This window comes from Pseudomonas sp. FW305-3-2-15-E-TSA4 (assembly GCF_058787295.1).
Map to the genome: position 1 here is coordinate 161,525 of NZ_JBYSZP010000005.1, position 15,903 is coordinate 177,427.

At 59.0% G+C, this 15,903-nt stretch carries 15 protein-coding genes and 1 tRNA gene; 4 read left to right on the forward strand and 12 right to left on the reverse strand.

The features are described 5' to 3' along the window. Positions 1–57 precede the first annotated feature (57 nt). Entirely contained in the window at positions 58–1,002 is a 945-nt protein-coding gene (locus AC3WMV_RS08625) for an alpha/beta hydrolase (protein ID WP_103367632.1), read from the forward strand. On the opposite strand, the gene AC3WMV_RS08630 is transcribed toward AC3WMV_RS08625, so the two are convergent. Beyond that, the gene (locus tag AC3WMV_RS08630) at positions 999–2,810 is read right to left on the reverse strand and encodes an ABC transporter ATP-binding protein (protein ID WP_103367631.1); all 1,812 of its coding nucleotides are present in this window, start codon (positions 2,808–2,810) and stop codon (positions 999–1,001) included. The genes AC3WMV_RS08625 and AC3WMV_RS08630 overlap by 4 nt on opposite strands. A 202-nt stretch (positions 2,811–3,012) precedes the next feature. On the opposite strand from AC3WMV_RS08630, the gene AC3WMV_RS08635 reads away from it, so the two are divergent. Continuing rightward, positions 3,013–3,426, forward strand: a complete 414-nt coding sequence (locus AC3WMV_RS08635) for a VOC family protein (RefSeq protein WP_103367630.1) — start codon at positions 3,013–3,015, stop codon at positions 3,424–3,426. A gap of 57 nt (positions 3,427–3,483) precedes the next feature. Here the strand turns inward: AC3WMV_RS08635 and AC3WMV_RS08640 are convergent, their stop codons facing one another. The 5 genes from AC3WMV_RS08640 to AC3WMV_RS08660 all read right to left on the reverse strand — a co-directional run bounded on the left by AC3WMV_RS08640 (position 3,484) and on the right by AC3WMV_RS08660 (position 8,869). Next, positions 3,484–3,813 carry a hypothetical protein gene (locus AC3WMV_RS08640; protein ID WP_007961262.1) on the reverse strand — a complete coding sequence of 110 codons (330 nt, stop codon included), beginning with the start codon at positions 3,811–3,813 and terminating at the stop codon, positions 3,484–3,486. A 106-nt stretch (positions 3,814–3,919) separates the two neighbouring features. After that, entirely contained in the window at positions 3,920–4,948 is a 1,029-nt protein-coding gene (gene rtcA / locus AC3WMV_RS08645) for an RNA 3'-terminal phosphate cyclase (RefSeq protein WP_097088703.1), read from the reverse strand. A gap of 8 nt (positions 4,949–4,956) precedes the next feature. Then, complete coding sequence (locus AC3WMV_RS08650; protein WP_097088701.1) at positions 4,957–5,745, reverse strand: nucleotidyltransferase domain-containing protein; 789 nt, start codon at positions 5,743–5,745, stop codon at positions 4,957–4,959. 14 nt (positions 5,746–5,759) lie between these two features. Then, positions 5,760–6,986 (reverse strand): RtcB family protein, encoded by a 1,227-nt coding sequence (locus AC3WMV_RS08655; RefSeq protein ID WP_027611573.1) that lies wholly within the window; start codon positions 6,984–6,986, stop codon positions 5,760–5,762. 335 nt (positions 6,987–7,321) lie between these two features. After that, the gene (locus AC3WMV_RS08660; RefSeq protein ID WP_103367629.1) at positions 7,322–8,869 is read right to left on the reverse strand and encodes a TROVE domain-containing protein; all 1,548 of its coding nucleotides are present in this window, start codon (positions 8,867–8,869) and stop codon (positions 7,322–7,324) included. A 204-nt stretch (positions 8,870–9,073) separates the two neighbouring features. Here AC3WMV_RS08660 and rtcR point away from each other — a divergent pair, with 204 nt between their 5' ends. Both rtcR and AC3WMV_RS08670 read left to right on the forward strand, forming a co-directional pair. Beyond that, on the forward strand, positions 9,074–10,681 hold the full coding sequence (gene rtcR, locus AC3WMV_RS08665; RefSeq protein ID WP_103367628.1) for an RNA repair transcriptional activator RtcR: 1,608 nt from the start codon (positions 9,074–9,076) through the stop codon (positions 10,679–10,681). 351 nt (positions 10,682–11,032) lie between these two features. After that, positions 11,033–11,293 carry a hypothetical protein gene (locus AC3WMV_RS08670; protein ID WP_027611570.1) on the forward strand — a complete coding sequence of 87 codons (261 nt, stop codon included), beginning with the start codon at positions 11,033–11,035 and terminating at the stop codon, positions 11,291–11,293. A gap of 30 nt (positions 11,294–11,323) precedes the next feature. Here the strand turns inward: AC3WMV_RS08670 and AC3WMV_RS08675 are convergent, their stop codons facing one another. From AC3WMV_RS08675 to pheT, 6 genes are all read right to left on the reverse strand, one after another. Next, the gene (locus AC3WMV_RS08675; RefSeq protein WP_097088693.1) at positions 11,324–11,746 is read right to left on the reverse strand and encodes an RDD family protein; all 423 of its coding nucleotides are present in this window, start codon (positions 11,744–11,746) and stop codon (positions 11,324–11,326) included. Between the two features lie 193 nt (positions 11,747–11,939). After that, positions 11,940–12,602: a DUF2625 family protein gene (locus AC3WMV_RS08680; protein WP_103367627.1), complete on the reverse strand. Its 663-nt coding sequence runs from the start codon at positions 12,600–12,602 to the stop codon at positions 11,940–11,942. Positions 12,603–12,692: 90 nt separating this feature from the next. Further along, positions 12,693–12,769 (reverse strand) — tRNA-Pro (locus tag AC3WMV_RS08685). An 88-nt stretch (positions 12,770–12,857) separates the two neighbouring features. Further along, positions 12,858–13,214, reverse strand: coding sequence for a MerR family transcriptional regulator (locus AC3WMV_RS08690; protein ID WP_003179985.1), 357 nt, complete (start codon positions 13,212–13,214; stop codon positions 12,858–12,860). Further along, positions 13,195–13,497 carry an integration host factor subunit alpha gene (gene ihfA, locus AC3WMV_RS08695; protein ID WP_002553164.1) on the reverse strand — a complete coding sequence of 101 codons (303 nt, stop codon included), beginning with the start codon at positions 13,495–13,497 and terminating at the stop codon, positions 13,195–13,197. Before ihfA ends, AC3WMV_RS08690 begins: the two co-directional genes overlap by 20 nt. Before the next feature lie 3 nt (positions 13,498–13,500). Further along, entirely contained in the window at positions 13,501–15,879 is a 2,379-nt protein-coding gene (gene pheT, locus AC3WMV_RS08700) for a phenylalanine--tRNA ligase subunit beta (protein WP_103367626.1), read from the reverse strand. Positions 15,880–15,903: the final 24 nt, after the last annotated feature.

Consider the following 15,903-nt stretch of genomic DNA (forward strand, 5'->3'; position numbering starts at 1 on the left):
GCAGACCGAGCCTTCTGGTAAAAAGCCTTCTTTGTCTGCGCTGTGGTGAACCGTTTAATGTTCCTGTCCTTCATGACCCGTTTGCGTCGTCGCCGTCTGGCGTTCGCCTGCATGGCTGCGCTGATCATTGGCGTGCCGACGAGTTGTGCGGTGCTCGAACACACCGAGCGCAAACTGCTGTTTCGCATCGAACCGGGCACGGCCGGCTGGTATCACGGTTTGCCGGGCAGCGTGCAGGAACTCGACTTGCAGCCCAAGAGCTTCAAGGCCGGGCAGAATATTCATGCCTGGTGGTGGCCCGCAGAACGACCGAACGCTCCGGCGATTCTCTATCTGCATGGCGTGCGCTGGAACCTCACCGGACAGCTGTTCCGCATCGAGCAGTTGCGCGCAGCCGGCTACTCGGTACTGGCCATCGACTACCGTGGTTTCGGCCAGAGCAAGGGCGATCTGCCTTCGGAAAGCAGCGTGTATGAAGACGCCCGTGTGGCGTGGGAGCGCTTCAAACTCCTGCAGCCCGACCCGAGCAAGCGCCTGATCTACGGCCACTCACTGGGTGGCGCCGTGGCTATTGATCTGGCCGCCGAACTCGGCCAGGACGCCGCACGGGACAAGACACCGCTGCCGGTCAAAGGTCTGGTGATCGAATCGACCTTCACCTCTCTCGCCGACGTGGCTGCCGCCGTGGCCAACACTTCGCTACCAGTGCGCTGGCTGCTGTCGCAGAAATTCGACTCCATCGACAAGATCGCCGAGATTCACATGCCGCTGCTGGTGGTGCACGGCATGGCCGACGCGTTCGTGCCGCCACGCTTCAGCGAGCAACTGTTCAACGCCGCCCAACAACCGAAACGATTGCTTCTGGTGCCGGGTGCCACCCACAACAACAGCATGGCGCTGGGCGGGCAGAATTATCGCAAGGCGATCGATGCGCTGATGCAGTCCAAACCCGCGCCGCGCGTGGCCGGCCCAGCATTGGTGCGCAGCGCGCAGGATTCCTAGCGATAGCCGCGAGCCTGCAGATCGAACAGCTTGGCGTAGTGCCCGTTTGCAGCGATCAGGCTGTTGTGATCGCCCTTCTCCAGTATCCGTCCGCCCTCCAGCACCATGATCTGATCGGCATTGCGCACACTGGAAAAGCGATGGGAAATCAACAAGGTCATGCGCCCTTCGGTGTGCTGGCTGAAATGCTCGAACACTGCCGCTTCCGCTGCCGGATCCAGCGCCGAGGTCGGCTCGTCGAGAATCAGGATGTCGGCATCGCGGCGCATGTACGCCCGGGACAAGGCAATCTTCTGCCATTGCCCGCCCGATAACTCCTGACCGCCAGCAAACCAGCGGCCCAACTGCGTGGCATAGCCACGATCGAGACCTTCAATGAACGGCGCGGCCATGCCTTCGGCCGCTGCGGCCTGCCAGCGCGATTCATCATTGAACGCCGAGGTATCCCCCACGCCGATGTTTTCGCCCACGGTGAACTGGTAGCGAATGTAGTCCTGAAAAATCACGCCGATACGCCGCCGCAATGTGTTCTCTTCCCAATCCTGCAAATCGCTGCCATCAAGCAGAATCCGCCCCTGATCGGGCCGATAAAGGCGCGTCAGCAATTTGATCAGCGTGGTTTTGCCTGAGCCGTTCTCCCCCACCAGCGCCACACTCTTGCCCGGCACCAGGTGCAGGTCGATGCCTTCCAGTGCGGCACGGCTGGCCCCCGGATAGCGGAAACCGACGTTCTCAAAACGCAGGCCATCACCCGGATGCGCGCCGACGGTGAGATGACCGCAATCAGCCAACACCGGTTCGGCCAGATACTCATACAGGCTCGACAGGTACAGACCGTCCTCATACAAACCGCTGATCGCACTCAGGCTGCTGCTGACCGCACTCTGCCCCTGCTTGAACAACACCAGGTACATGGTCATCTGACCGAGACTGATATTGCCGTGCACCGCATCGATCACCACCCAGGCATAAGCCAGATAGAACGCCCCTGTACCGAGCAAGCCGAGACCGAAACCCCAGCCATCACGACGCAATGTCAGGCGCCGATCCTCGGCGTAGAGCTTGGCAAAAGTGTCCCGATAACGCTGCAGCAGCAACGGCGCAAAGCCGAACAGCTTGACCTCTTTGATGTAGGCCTCATGGGACAGCAAGGTTTCGATGTAATTTTGCTGCCGACTCTCCGGGGCCCGGCGGGTGAACAGGCGGAAAGCGTCGCCGGAGAAATGCGCCTCGGCAAAGAACACCGGCAACGCGCCGATCACCAGCAACAGCAGTGCCCACGGCGAAAAATGCACCAGCAGCACACCGAAGCTGATCAGCATGATCAGGTTCTGGATCAACCCCAGCGACTTCATCACCAACGCCAGCGGCCGGGTCGAGGCTTCGCGGCGTACGCGCACCAGTTTGTCGTAGAACTCGGAATTCTCGAACTGCACCAGCGACAGGGTCTGCGCTTTCTCCAGAATCAGCGTGTTGACCTTCTGCCCCAACTGCACCCGCAACAACGACTGCTGCACCGAGAGCGCCCGTTGCGTTCCGGATAACAGCGCCAACACCCCTGCCTCCATCAGCACATAACGCAACACCGGCCACAGCGGTGCATCGCCCTGCTGCGCGTGCAACTGCATCGCCGTCACCACCGCATCGACAATGCGCTGACCCAGCCATGCGGCCAGCGCCGGCAGCACACCCGCTATCAGGGTCGCCAGCACCAGGCCCAGAAATAACCCGCGTGAAGTTGCCCAGACCAGCAGCAAGGCGCGCCGGGCCTGATCGAACAGGGCGTTGAAGCGGGAAATCAAAGGCATGGCAGAACAAGCTCGATAGGTCATACAGGGTGTCATGGTACTCCGCAGGTTTTATCCGTGCTGAAGCGCGGCGTTTTCAGAAGAAAAACATCTGGAAAAACTCCGGCCGTTGCGACGTCCAATGCTTTGCTATGGTTTAACCGCCTTTCGCGGAACCTGGCGAACATCGCCTCTCTCCGCGCCTACTGCCAGGAACGCCATCATGCGAATCAATCCCTACCTGATCTTCAACGGCAACTGCCGTGAAGCCTTCACCTTTTATGAGCAAGCGCTGCAAGGAAAACTCGAAGCAATCATGACCTTCGGCGAAACACCCGCCGCCGAACACGTACCGAAAGAGCACCACAACCTGGTCATCCATACCTGCCTGAAGGTCGGCGACCAGATGATCATGGCCTCGGACACCACACCTGATCGCCCGACCGGGGGCATGAGCGGTTGCTCGATCTCCCTCAACGTCGACAGCATTGCCGAAGCCGAGCGGGTGTTTAATGCGCTGGCCAAGGACGGTCGCGTCGATATGCCGCTGGAAACCACGTTCTGGGCCGCCCGCTTCGGCATGCTGGTCGATCGCTTCGGCGTGTCGTGGATGGTCAATTGCGAGACTGACAAGTAACGCCGACGTTTCGTCAGGCATGAAAAAGCCCAACCTCTTCAGGTTGGGCTTTTCGATTTATCGCTGGGCCAGCTCATGCCGCACGCATTGTTCATAATAGGTCTGCTTGACCGCTGCCGGCTTGAGCTTCGAGGTGCTGTTGTAGGTCTGCTCGGTAATCCCCATTGCCGTCATGCGCATCCAAGGTTGCTGGAACTTGCGCACCTGCAACTGCTTGCGCGCGCCGTACAACGAGATCCCCGACAGCTTCGACTGCTGCGCCCCGGCGGCGATGTCCGAGCCCCAGGTACAGGCGAACCGGTGACTCTTGCTCAACTCCCTCGCTTCAATGGCCGAAGCGAAGGCAGCCAGGGAAAGCGTTGCAACGGTTATGACAATCGTCCGCATATAGCCAACCTAACCTTTTGAAAAAAGGCGATTTTGCCGGGGAAGCCCAAGCCTGGGGGCCAGCAAATTGCCGCATTCGCGAGATTGATCCGGGCTTGCGACGCGGTCAGCGACCGTTGCGGACCTCAACCCGCAGACGCTCGGGGCCCGCTTCCGAGCATTCGATAGTGACCGGCAAGAAGCGCTCGATCACCGCGATGTTGCTGTGCAGATGCTCGGTCATTCTTGGGGTAGTGAATGATCCGCCACCGGCCAGCGCCATCGGCAGCAGCAACTGGTCGGCGAGGTGTTCCGCCACCGCAGCGTCACTGCGTAACCAGTCTGTCGCTTGATTGATTGCGCTATCAGCGACCTTCTCCGCCCGTAACAACACCTGGCCAAAGGCACTGAAGACTTCGGTGACCTGCTCGAACACGTACTCCAGTAACAGCACGTTACCGGGGCCACGCGCCGGGTCGAGCGTGATCGGATGCAAAGTTTCCGCTGCCCAGCGCATGCGTTTCGCCACCTGATTCAGTTCACGCTCGGCGACGCTCGGTGCGAGACCGGCCGTCAGCGCCAAGGCTTGCTGCGACAGCAGCGCCCCACGCTCACACAGGTCCAGCGGCGTCAGTTGCGACGGCTGCACCGTGACGTCGATCTCACCGCCACCGGCCGGGACAAAGCCGTGACGCAGCAGATCCAGCTCAATGCCGGCACCCATGCGCCGCATCAACGGCAACCAACTGCGCGTAAGGAAATCGACAGGCGGCGCCAACGGATTATGCGTACCGCCGCTGATCCGTACGCGACTTGTGCCCGGCGCCTGCAACAGCGCCGGCAGCAAGGTCTGCAACACCAACGTGCAACTGCCGGCCGTGCCGATCGCAAACCGGTAATCACCCGAACGAATCGCTCCCGGCTCGAAAAACAGCGCCTGCGAGCCCAGTTCCGCTCCCGCGATCCGTGCGCCGCAGACTTCGGCGGCCGCCATCACCGCCGTCAAATGCTGACGCAGCAGTCCCGGCCGACTGCGGCGGGCGCGAATCTGTTTAATGCGAAACGCCTGGCCCGTCACCATCGACAGGCTCAGCGCGCTGCGCAACACCTGACCGCCGCCAATCGCGCCGTCCAGTTCAATCACTTGCTGTTCCATTTCATTCCTTATGCGTACAACCCGACGGTCTCCCTGAGGTAGTCATCCAGTCGTCGCGAGTCTTCCTGAGTTCTGAGTAATGTGGGCACATCGCGCTCGAGTTCGGCAGTGATGAACCTGTGCAGTGCCGGACGACGCGGGCCGTAGGCGCGCTCGTCGGCATTGCGTTTAAGTGCCAGCAGTTCGTCGACTTCAGCGAGCAGTGCGCGGTCGTCGACCGTGGTCAGCAGGTCGGCGAAGGTCATCGGTGGACGCCCGCGCCCCTGATCGATCCAGCGCACCGCCAGCAACGGCCGCAGCACGTAGAAGTACTTCTTGAACCGTACGCTATCGCCTTGCAGGTACTGGCGAAAGTTGTTTTTCGCCATCGACAGATAGTGGTTGCGGGCTGCCGGCGGGCTGTAGAACGCTTCGGCCAGTTCCCGCAGTTGCGCAACCTGCGCGCTTTCGCTGCGGTACACCAATGGCGAGTCGAGCCACTCCAGCAACGTCGGATTGGACTTGCGCAACAACCCGAGGGTCTTGCGCAGTTCCCAGCCGCTGACGTCCAGCTCATCGTCCAATGGCCGCTCGATCACCGCGCGCGGCGTGTCGACCTGAACGAACCACTGCGGTTTTTCCACGTACACGAACCGTACGTCGTAGTCGCTGTCGGTCGAGGCAAAGCCCCAGGCCCGACTGCCGGACTCACAGGCGTACAACACCGTGACATTGCGCTCACGCTCTATACGCGCCAACTCTTCCAGTACCCGCGCACGCATCGTGGCGCACAGCGGGTGGCGTTCTGCAAATTCCATGACTGCTGATCCTTTTATCCTTTGACGCACACCACTTGCCGCAGGGTGTGCAGCACTTCCACCAACTCGCGCTGGGCGTGCATGACTTTGTCGATGTCCTTGTAGGCCATCGGAATTTCGTCGATCACCGCTTCGTCCTTGCGGCACTCGACATGCGCCGTGGCGCGGATCTGGTCTTCGACGGTGAATGTATTCTTTGCCTTCGTTCGGCTCATGGTGCGGCCGGCGCCGTGGCTGCAGGAGCTGAACGACTCTTCGTTGCCCAGGCCGCGCACAATGAAACTCTTGGCGCCCATCGAACCCGGAATGATCCCGAGTTCACCTTTCTTCGCCGACACCGCGCCTTTGCGGGTGACCAGGATTTCTTCGCCGAAATGCCGCTCTTTCTGCACGTAGTTGTGGTGGCAGTTGACCGCTTCCAGCGCCACCTCGAACGGTTTGCGAATGATCTGGCGCGTGGCCTGAATCACCGCGCGCATCATCAATTCGCGGTTCTGTCTGGCGAAGTCCTGCGCCCAGCTCACCGCTTCCACGTAATCATCGAAGTGCTGGCTGCCTTCTTCGAAGTACGCCAGGTCACGATCCGGCAAGTTGGCGATATGTTGCCGCATATCCGCCTGAGCCATCTGAATGAACAGGTTGCCAATGGCGTTGCCGACACCGCGAGAACCACTGTGCAACATGAACCAGACCCGGTTGGCTTCATCCAGGCACACTTCGATGAAGTGGTTGCCGCTGCCGAGCGTGCCCAGATGCCCACGGTTGTTGGTGTTGGTCAGTTTCGGGTACTTGTCGGTGATCAGTTTGAAACGTGGCTGAAGCCCCGCCCAGGCCTGATCGGCTTGCTGCGGAATCTCGTCCCACGCGCCCTTGTCGCGCCGAGAACGGTTCGAACTGCGGCCATGGGGCACCGCTTGCTCGATGGCGCTGCGCAGACCTTGCAGGTTGTCCGGCAAGTCGGCTGCGGTCAGCGACGTGCGTGCGGCGATCATGCCGCAACCGATGTCCACGCCGACGGCCGCAGGGATGATCGCGCCCACCGTCGGAATCACGCTGCCAATAGTCGAGCCCTTGCCCAGATGCACATCCGGCATCACCGCCAGATGCTTGAAGATGAATGGCATCTTTGCCGTGTTCATCAGCTGCTCGCGGGCCTCGTTTTCCACCGGGACGCCTTCAGTCCAGAGTTTGATCGGCTTGCCGTTGGCGACTTCGAGCAGTTGGTAAGTGTGTGCTTTCATTTCTCTATTCTTTATTCGTTGGCCGATGATTCGGCGTTGTTCCGTCATGTGCAGCGACAAAAAAACAGACACTGTGGCTCTGCCAGTCGAGCCCCCGTTGCCGGGGCGGGATTCGAACCCGCGTTCCGATGGAGTACCTGTTGCATTCGCTGCCTTCTTTTTCAATAAGGTGGCACGACAAAAGTTGATGACTGTTGCGCGTCGCCGCGCACCGGGGTTAACCGGCCTCAGATGTACAGCCATCAGGCATTCGTGCCGTCACACACGCTGACAAGGGTTTGATGAGACGTCTTGGATGTAGTCCCACCGGCATTCAGCGCCTGTGACAAATCAATTCATTGCATCTTCTCGATCGCTTCGACCCAGTGCTGGGCACCGTAACGACCGCTGGTGAACTGCTCGACCACATCGAACACCGCATCGCTGAAACCGCCGACATTCAGAATGTCGTCGCGGTCGGCTGCCTGCGTTGCATAACCCGGCTGGATATCGATGCACACCAGCCGTGCCTGCGGGTTGATCCGCTTGATGCGCTCCCACTGGAGCATGGTCTCACTGGCACCACGGCGCCGCGTGTCGATCCAGGACTCGTTGTCCGATACCAGAATCAACGTATCGACCCTGGCCTTGCTGTCCGCCAGTTTCTTCAATGGCGCCGAGCAGTTGGTGCCGCCGCCAAAGGCCGCGGCCAGTTTCTCCGCATTGCTGATCACGCTGTCCCGTGGGTTGAGCTTGATATCCACCACCTTCACTTCGAACGGCATCACCCGCGCCGCCGGCTGTTTGCGCAACACCGCTGCCGCGACCAGTGCCGCCACATCGATGCAACGCACCGCCGTGGTCGCGCCCTGACGATAACCGGTCGCCGGGCTGCCCATCGAACCCGATACGTCCGGGCAAACCACCACCGCGCCTTCCAGCTTCGGCACGTTGGCCAGCGACAGCTCAAGTGCATCCTGCAACGCCTCGCGGATCTGCAGCGGTACGTTATCGCCAACCATCCGATAGGCCGCCAGCAACTGGTATGGATAAACCCGCGCCTTAGCCACTTCTTGCGGATCTGCAAGTCGCGCGGCCACGTACTCGACGCAACCCGGTACCTCGAACGCGCCATGCCGCTCCAGGGTGTTGAGGTTGATGCGCAATCCCTGCCAGCCCATGTTGTAAGCCTGCGCAGCCCATTGCTCTTTGCTCAGGGTTTCGTTGCCGAGCAGTTGGAACGGTACCGCGGGTACTTGATGACTCGCGCCGCTGCGAAATGCCAGCAGATCGCGGGTCAACTCAGGCAATGCCTGCACATCCACCGGTTTACCGATCAACCACGCGAAGAATGCTTCGCGCCAGGCCTCAGCCGGCTTTGGGTGAACCATCTTCACCACGTCCGCCAGCGATGGCTGGTTGCCAATCGACGCTTGCAGCAGTTGACGTTCGGTCGCGCGGTTCAGCCAGTTCTGCACCAGACGCTTGGGTTGCGAACCAAGGGATTTGCGCCCGGTGGCGCCACTGCGCAGGATCTGCACGTAGTTGCGCAACATCTTGCCGCTGTCGATCACTTGTTCAAACACCTCAGGCACCAGCGTCGAACGGTTTGCCGTTAACGCCGCGAGCAGCAATGCCGGCATGTCTTTCATGTGGCCCTTTTGGCGAGCGTAGACAGCAGCCTTCGCCACGAAACGGCTGTCGAGTTCAGCCACCAGCTTCAATACTTGATCCAGCTGGCTTTCAGCGCTGGCGTAAAACGTCTGGTTCAGGCAACCGGTGACCGCCAGCTGGGCCAGTTGATGCTTCGGCGTGTAGGCATATGCCGAGGCACCGGAGGCATTCAAAGTGTCGCAGGCTGGCAGCTGTTTCGATTGCGTGTTGAAGAGTTTGAAGTTGGCCATCGTGGCGTCTCGCTGTGTTGTCCTGTTCGTTGCGATAGATATTGCAGCGGCTGTGCCAGTTTTTGAGAGGCGCAAAATTTATTTTTTATCTTATTGATTTATATAGTTTTTTTATTTTTTATCGATTTCTTTGAGCTGAACCGAAGACAAACCCAGTGTGAGAAACCTATCATTTGATATCGTCATTTATCTTTTGAGATAGCCATGCCCAACAAACGCACCGTCGCCATCGGTTTTATCGGCGCCACCCTGGACCGCGTTGGCAAAGGCGCCAATCGCTGGAGCCACTGGCGACCGAGCGTTGGCCTGTGCCAGCAACCGGACGTGCTGATTCATCGTCTGGAACTGATTCACGGTATCGACGCGCGCGACATCAGCCTCGCTGAACGGGTTCGCGCCGATATCCAGCAGGTCTCGCCGGAAACCGAGGTACACCTGCACCCCATGGCACTGCGCAATCCGTGGGATTTCGAAGAGGTCTACGGCGCACTGCATGACTTCACGACGGCCTACAGCTTCGATACCGAGCACGAGGACTATCTGGTTCACATCACCACCGGCACCCACGTCGCGCAGATTTGCTGGTTCCTGCTGACCGAAGCACGCTATCTGCCGGCGCGCCTGATCCAGACCTCCCCCGCCCGACGCAAAAGCGAAGATGAACAAGCCACCGGCACTCACGCGCTGATCGACCTCGACCTGTCGCGTTATGACCGCATTGCCTCGCGTTTCGCCAACAAACGCCTCGAGGGCCTGGAGTTCTTGAAGTCCGGCATCGCCACCCGTAACGCGGCGTTCAACCGCTCCATCGAACAGATTGAACGCGTGGCCGTGCGCTCCAAGGCGCCCATGCTGCTGATCGGCCCGACCGGCGCCGGCAAATCGTTTCTCGCCCGACGCATCTATGAACTCAAACGCAGCCGCCATCAAATGCAGGGCCGGTTTGTTGAGGTCAACTGCGCCACCCTGCGGGGCGACGGTGCGATGTCGGCTCTGTTCGGTCACGTCAAAGGCGCATTCACCGGAGCGCAGAACGCCCGCGACGGCCTGCTACGGGCAGCGGACGGCGGCATGTTGTTTCTCGATGAAATCGGGGAGCTGGGCGCGGACGAACAGGCGATGCTGCTCAAGGCGATCGAAGAAAAGCGCTTCTTTCCGCTTGGCTCCGACAAGGAGGTCGACAGCGACTTCCTGATCATCGCCGGCACTCACCGCGATCTGCGCAGCCGCGTCGCCGAAGGCCTGTTCCGCGAGGATCTGTACGCGCGCATCAACCTCTGGACATTTGATTTGCCCGGCCTGGCCGGCCGCCGCGAAGACATCGAGCCCAACATCGATTTCGAGCTCGAACGTCACGCTCGCGATCACGGCCAACTGGTGCGCTTCAACCTCGAAGCGCGCCGACGCTACCTCGCCTTCGCCAGCTCTCGGGAAGCGGCATGGCTGGGCAACTTTCGCGAATTGTCAGCGTCGATTACCCGGATGGCCACGCTGGCGGACAGCGGACGAATTGATGAGGCGCAAGTGCAGGAAGAAATTGATCGACTGCGTTATGCGTGGGGGCTGGCGCAAGCGGACGGCGTGTCGGATGACCTCCCGGGAGACGCCGCTAGCCTCGACCTGTTTGATCGACTGCAATTGAAAGCGGTAATTGACGTATGTCGGCAAGCGGACAGACTGTCGGATGCCGGACGCAGACTGTTCGGCGTATCGCGCCAGGCCAAGGCGCAGCCGAATGATGCAGATCGCTTGAGAAAATACCTGAGCCGCTTCGGGATTGAATGGGCCGACTTGCAAGGCCGCAAAACATAGCGCCCTCGACTGAGGCACACAGCTTGCACGAAAGCAGATGCACTCATAAGCTCGACATTCATTGCCGGCCACCCGAAAAATAATGCCCCATGAGAGCCACTACAACTTGAGCGAGCTTTTTGATTTCCTGGCAGCACTCGTCGCTTACGATGACTTCAGATCAAGGCGGCGCAGTAATCGTGTGTTTTCGCGCCGCTTTGTCGCGGTCATGTTTGTGGTCGGCTTGGTAGAAATCCTTCTACTTTCACATTGGGCCGGGTATCTGTGACTTTACCGCTCGTCCAACGGCCAGCACCTTAGGCCTGTTCATGCCTCCAAAGAGTTACCCACATCGCGCGGAAGACTCAGATCATGAACAAGTCGATTGCAACCCTGACGCTTGCAAGCCTGCTGTTGACTGGCTCGCTCTTCACGCAGACCAGTTCGGCAGCAACACCGACGGCCTCCTCCGGCACAAATCAGGCGCAAAGCTCAGAGTCCAACGAGGAAAAGGCCAATAAAAAAGGCGAAGAAGCGTCAGGCTCAAACTCCGGCGCCGAACCGCAAGAAACGCAGAAGGACGCCGCAACCTCCAGTGACTCGGAGGATATTCAGCAAGATTCGAAACCTTAACACTTGGGCGACTGCCGTCGCCCACTTGACTCACCTGACACGAATCACAATTGTTGACGCAAGCATGTCGCCCAGGCGTTTGCGCGAGCCAAAGAAAATGAAAATCCAGTCGAGGATGTTCAGAAACGGCGTTGTGATATTGCGTATGAACGATTGATACAGATTGCAGTTCAAGTAGCTACGCTCATCAATCACCGACATCCCCAGCAGCTTTTTACCCAGGCTTTGCCCGTTGGGCATTGCGTCGGAAAACAGGTAATACGCCACACCCGTACCAAGAGCCAGGACAGCCACCACATTTGGCGGCAAACCAATAAACTCCGCCAGCCGTCCTACGAAGAGGATCAAAAAGTAGGTGATCAACGTATCGATGATCTGCCCACCCCAGCGACGGCCCAGCCCTGCGAGATTTTTCGGCTTTTGATATTCACTGCTGGTATTGCTGATGTCCATGCGCCTTCGCTCGATCGGAATTTAGATGACTAAGTATCGGCACCCGATCGCCAATATTTAGTGGCGCTTCAGAGGCGAGCGCACTGACAGTACGGTCTATCAAACCCCGCAATACTGCTGCACATGGCTCGGCTCACTGAAGGTAAAGAAGTAGAAGGAAATCAGCCCTGACAGGCAGAGTATTAACCCGACATCAGAGTAACTGCGCAGAACCTTTGCCGAGCTTGCGTGCCAACTCGACATTCATTTCGAACTGTTCGCTAACATCAATCGCCGTACGGCGACTCTTTTCGACTGAGCCTTCCCGAGTCCAGAGAAATGGGAAAAACGAAAAGCACTGATCCGCTTCCAGCGCCTGCAGGTCGCGAATCCAGCCGTTCCAGCGCAAACCGTCGTAGAAGGTCGCAAGCCGATCGCTCAACGCCCAACCAAGGAAGTCGGTGTAAGCAATGTGCAATGGCTCCCACAAGAGCGTGTCAGGCGCCCAGTAATACATCGCCCCAACCTCTTCACCCAAACCACCGCCATTGAGAGCAAAAAAACCTCCAGCGGCATCGTCGGCGACCAACATATAAGCATCAGCACGGCCGCCATTCCAATCCAGAAGATTTCGCGGTAATTGCAGATGCCCGGAGCCGAGCACACGTAACCAGCCGTGATCAATCAACAGCCCACCCGTTTCGAAGGCGATCGCACCTAAAGTCGATTTAGTCGTGAGCTGAAGACCTGAAAGAACTCTGCCATTTTCGGTGGAGGGAGGGAGTAACTGATAGTTGAGTACGGCTTCCCCCAGCATTTTTTCAATGATGGGCAGCGCCGGATCCCGCTTGTCTATCAAGTGATCCAAATTTTTCATCCAGCGACCTTTTTTTGCGCGAGCTTTGCGCAGGCACAAAAAAGCCGATCTAGATGATCGGCTTAAGTGTCTGATTTTACTCAGGAATAATGGTCGGGACGGAGTGATTCGAACACTCGACCCCTAGCACCCCATGCTAGTGCGCTACCGGACTGCGCTACGCCCCGACTGGTTTGAAACCCGCCCCTCGTCTCGAAGAGCGCTCAAGAATATATCGCAAGCTTTTGAAAACTGGAAGTATTCAAACGCAGCTTTTTATTTCTTGAGCACCACCAGTACATCTTCAAGCTCAGCGATCATCTGGCGGATCATTTGCTTGTACTGGGTGGTGTCGTCTTTGGCTTCATCACCGGACAGACGCAAGCGTGCGCCGCCGATGGTGAATCCCTGATCGTAAAGGAGCGCGCGGATCTGCCGGATCATCAGCACATCCTGGCGCTGATAATACCGGCGGTTTCCGCGGCGTTTGACGGGGTTGAGTTGAGGAAACTCCTGCTCCCAGTAGCGCAGCACGTGTGGCTTTACCGCACACAGCTCGCTGACTTCACCAATGGTGAAGTAGCGTTTGCCCGGGATGACGGGTAGTTCGTCGTTATGACTTGGTTCCAGCATAAGCCTCAACTCGGGCCTTCAACTTCTGCCCTGGACGAAAGGTGACCACACGGCGAGCCGTGATCGGGATTTCTTCCCCCGTTTTCGGGTTGCGGCCAGGCCGCTGGCGTTTGTCCCGAAGGTCGAAATTGCCGAAACCGGACAATTTGACCTGCTCGTTGTCTTCAAGAGCGTGCCTGATTTCCTCGAAAAACAGTTCAACCAATTCCTTGGCTTCCCGCTTGTTCAGGCCCAGCTCTTCATACAGACGTTCCGCCATCTCAGCTTTCGTCAAAGCCCCCATACGTCACTTCCTTAACGTGGCGTTCAACCTTTGTTCGAGCGAGGTGAGGATATTTTGCGTCGTCGAATTCACCTCATCGTCATTAAGAGTGCGCGATGGATGCTGCCAGGTCAAGCCAACTGCAAGGCTTTTTCTATCAGGATCAATACCTTTACCCTGATACACGTCAAACAGCCTGAGATCCGTGAGCCATTCGCCTGCATTTTCACGAATTACGTCCAATACAGCCGAGGCCGCGACGTCTTTGTGTGCGATCAGTGCAAGGTCACGACGCACTTCAGGAAAACGCGACAACTCGTGGAATTGCGGCATTTTTCCGGAAGCGACTTCAGCCAGAACCAGCTCGAAGACGAAGACCGGACGATCCAGGCCCAGGGCTTTGGACAGCTCGGGGTGAATCGCACCGATAAAGCCGACTTCACGCCCGTCCCGTTCGATGCGCGCGGTTTGACCCGGGTGCAGCGCCGGGTGTTTACCCGGAGTGAAAGTGAAGGTATCCAGTGCACCGGCAAAGCCCAACACCGCTTCAACATCAGCCTTCACGTCGAAGAAATCGACGGTGTCGCGACCCTGCGCCCAACCTTCCGGCAGACGGCTGCCACAAACAACACCCGACAGCATCGGTTCTTGCTTCAGACCTTCCAGCTGACCGACGAAGCGCAGACCGCTTTCGAACAGACGCACGCGATCCTGCTGGCGGTTCAGGTTGTGCTGCAACGCCTTGACCAGGCCCGGCCACAGCGAGGAACGCATGGCAGCCATATCATTGGAAATCGGGTTGGCCAGCAACAGCGGCTCAACGCCCGGGTTGAACAGTTCGAACTGTTTCGGATCTATGAAGCTGTAAGTGATCGCTTCCTGATAACCACGGGCTACCAGCAGACGACGCAGTTCAGGCAATTCGCTGCGTGCTTCAGCCTTGGCTTGTGGCGCCAGACGCGCTTGCGGATAACGAACCGGCAGACGGTTATAGCCGTACAGACGCGCCAGCTCTTCGATCAGATCGACTTCCAGACTGATGTCGAAGCGGTGACTTGGCACTTCTACGCGCCACTGCTCTGCGCCGTCAGCGGAAATCTTCAGACCCAAGGCGCTGAGCAGACGCTCGACCTGCGCCGAATCCATTTCCATCCCCAGCATCTGGGTGATGCGCTGCGCACGCAGGGTGATCGGCGCGATCGACGGCAGGTGCTGTTCGCTGACGGTCTCGATGATCGGGCCGGCTTCACCACCGGTAATTTCCAGCAGCAGGCCAGTGGCGCGCTCCATGGCTTCACGGGCCAGTTGCCAGTCCACGCCACGCTCGTAACGGTGCGAGGCGTCGGTGTGCAGGCCGTAGGAACGAGCCTTGCCCGCCACAGCGATCTGATCGAAGAAGGCACTTTCCAGGAAAACGTCGCGAGTGGTTGCGGACACACCGCTGTGCTCGCCACCCATTACGCCGGCAATCGCCAGAGCGCGGGTGTGGTCGGCAATCACCAGGGTATCGCTACGCAGGCTGACTTCCTGACCGTCGAGCAAAACCAGCTTCTCACCCTCTTCCGCCATACGCACGCGGATGCCGCCATTGATTTCGGCGAGATCGAAAGCGTGCAGTGGCTGACCCAGCTCAAGCATCACGTAGTTGGTGATGTCGACGACAGCGTCGATGCTGCGCACATCGGCGCGGCGCAGACGTTCAACCATCCACAGCGGGGTTGGTTTGGACAGATCAACGTTACGGATGACACGACCCAGGTAACGCGGGCAGGCGGCAGGCGCCAGCACTTCTACCGGACGCACTTCGTCGTGCACAGCCGGAATGGTCATGACCACCGGGCGAGTGACCGGCGTGTCGTACAGCGCACCCACTTCACGGGCCAGACCGGCCAGCGACAGGCAGTCGCCACGGTTCGGGGTCAGGTCGACCTCGATGCTGGCATCTTCCAGATCCAGGTACACACGGAAATCTTCGCCCACCGGCGCATCGGCCGGCAGTTCCATCAGACCGTCGTTGCCTTCACCGACCTGCAGCTCGGCTTGCGAGCACAGCATGCCGTTGGACTCGACGCCACGCAGCTTGGCCTTCTTGATCTTGAAGTCGCCCGGCAGTTCGGCACCGATCATGGCGAACGGAATCTTCAGGCCCGGACGCACGTTTGGCGCACCGCACACGACCTGGAAGGTTTCCGCACCATTGCTGACCTGGCACACACGCAACTTGTCGGCATCAGGGTGCTGCTCGGTGCTCAGCACCTCGCCCACGACCACGCCGCTGAATATACCGGCGGCCGGGGTCACGCTATCGACCTCCAGACCCGCCATCGACAGACGAGCAACCAGCTCGTCGCGACTTACCTGCGGGCTAACCCAGCCACGCAGCCATTGTTCACTGAATTTCATCCTGCTCTCCTAAGAATTCGTTAC

Excerpts from the sequence above, each read along its gene's own strand:
- rtcA (WP_097088703.1), bottom strand. The coding sequence starts at position 4,948 with ATGGAACAGCAAGTGATTGAACTGGACGGCGCGATTGGCGGCGGTCAG.
- AC3WMV_RS08635 (WP_103367630.1), top strand. The coding sequence starts at position 3,013 with ATGCGAATCAATCCCTACCTGATCTTCAACGGCAACTGCCGTGAAGCC.
- rtcR (WP_103367628.1), top strand. The coding sequence starts at position 9,074 with ATGCCCAACAAACGCACCGTCGCCATCGGTTTTATCGGCGCCACCCTG.
- AC3WMV_RS08655 (WP_027611573.1), bottom strand. The coding sequence starts at position 6,986 with ATGAAAGCACACACTTACCAACTGCTCGAAGTCGCCAACGGCAAGCCG.
- AC3WMV_RS08625 (WP_103367632.1), top strand. The coding sequence starts at position 58 with ATGTTCCTGTCCTTCATGACCCGTTTGCGTCGTCGCCGTCTGGCGTTC.
- AC3WMV_RS08660 (WP_103367629.1), bottom strand. The coding sequence starts at position 8,869 with ATGGCCAACTTCAAACTCTTCAACACGCAATCGAAACAGCTGCCAGCC.
- AC3WMV_RS08670 (WP_027611570.1), top strand. The coding sequence starts at position 11,033 with ATGAACAAGTCGATTGCAACCCTGACGCTTGCAAGCCTGCTGTTGACT.
- AC3WMV_RS08630 (WP_103367631.1), bottom strand. The coding sequence starts at position 2,810 with ATGCCTTTGATTTCCCGCTTCAACGCCCTGTTCGATCAGGCCCGGCGC.
- AC3WMV_RS08650 (WP_097088701.1), bottom strand. The coding sequence starts at position 5,745 with ATGGAATTTGCAGAACGCCACCCGCTGTGCGCCACGATGCGTGCGCGG.
- ihfA (WP_002553164.1), bottom strand. The coding sequence starts at position 13,497 with ATGGGGGCTTTGACGAAAGCTGAGATGGCGGAACGTCTGTATGAAGAG.
- AC3WMV_RS08675 (WP_097088693.1), bottom strand. The coding sequence starts at position 11,746 with ATGGACATCAGCAATACCAGCAGTGAATATCAAAAGCCGAAAAATCTC.
- pheT (WP_103367626.1), bottom strand. The coding sequence starts at position 15,879 with ATGAAATTCAGTGAACAATGGCTGCGTGGCTGGGTTAGCCCGCAGGTA.
- AC3WMV_RS08690 (WP_003179985.1), bottom strand. The coding sequence starts at position 13,214 with ATGCTGGAACCAAGTCATAACGACGAACTACCCGTCATCCCGGGCAAA.
- AC3WMV_RS08640 (WP_007961262.1), bottom strand. The coding sequence starts at position 3,813 with ATGCGGACGATTGTCATAACCGTTGCAACGCTTTCCCTGGCTGCCTTC.
- AC3WMV_RS08680 (WP_103367627.1), bottom strand. The coding sequence starts at position 12,602 with ATGAAAAATTTGGATCACTTGATAGACAAGCGGGATCCGGCGCTGCCC.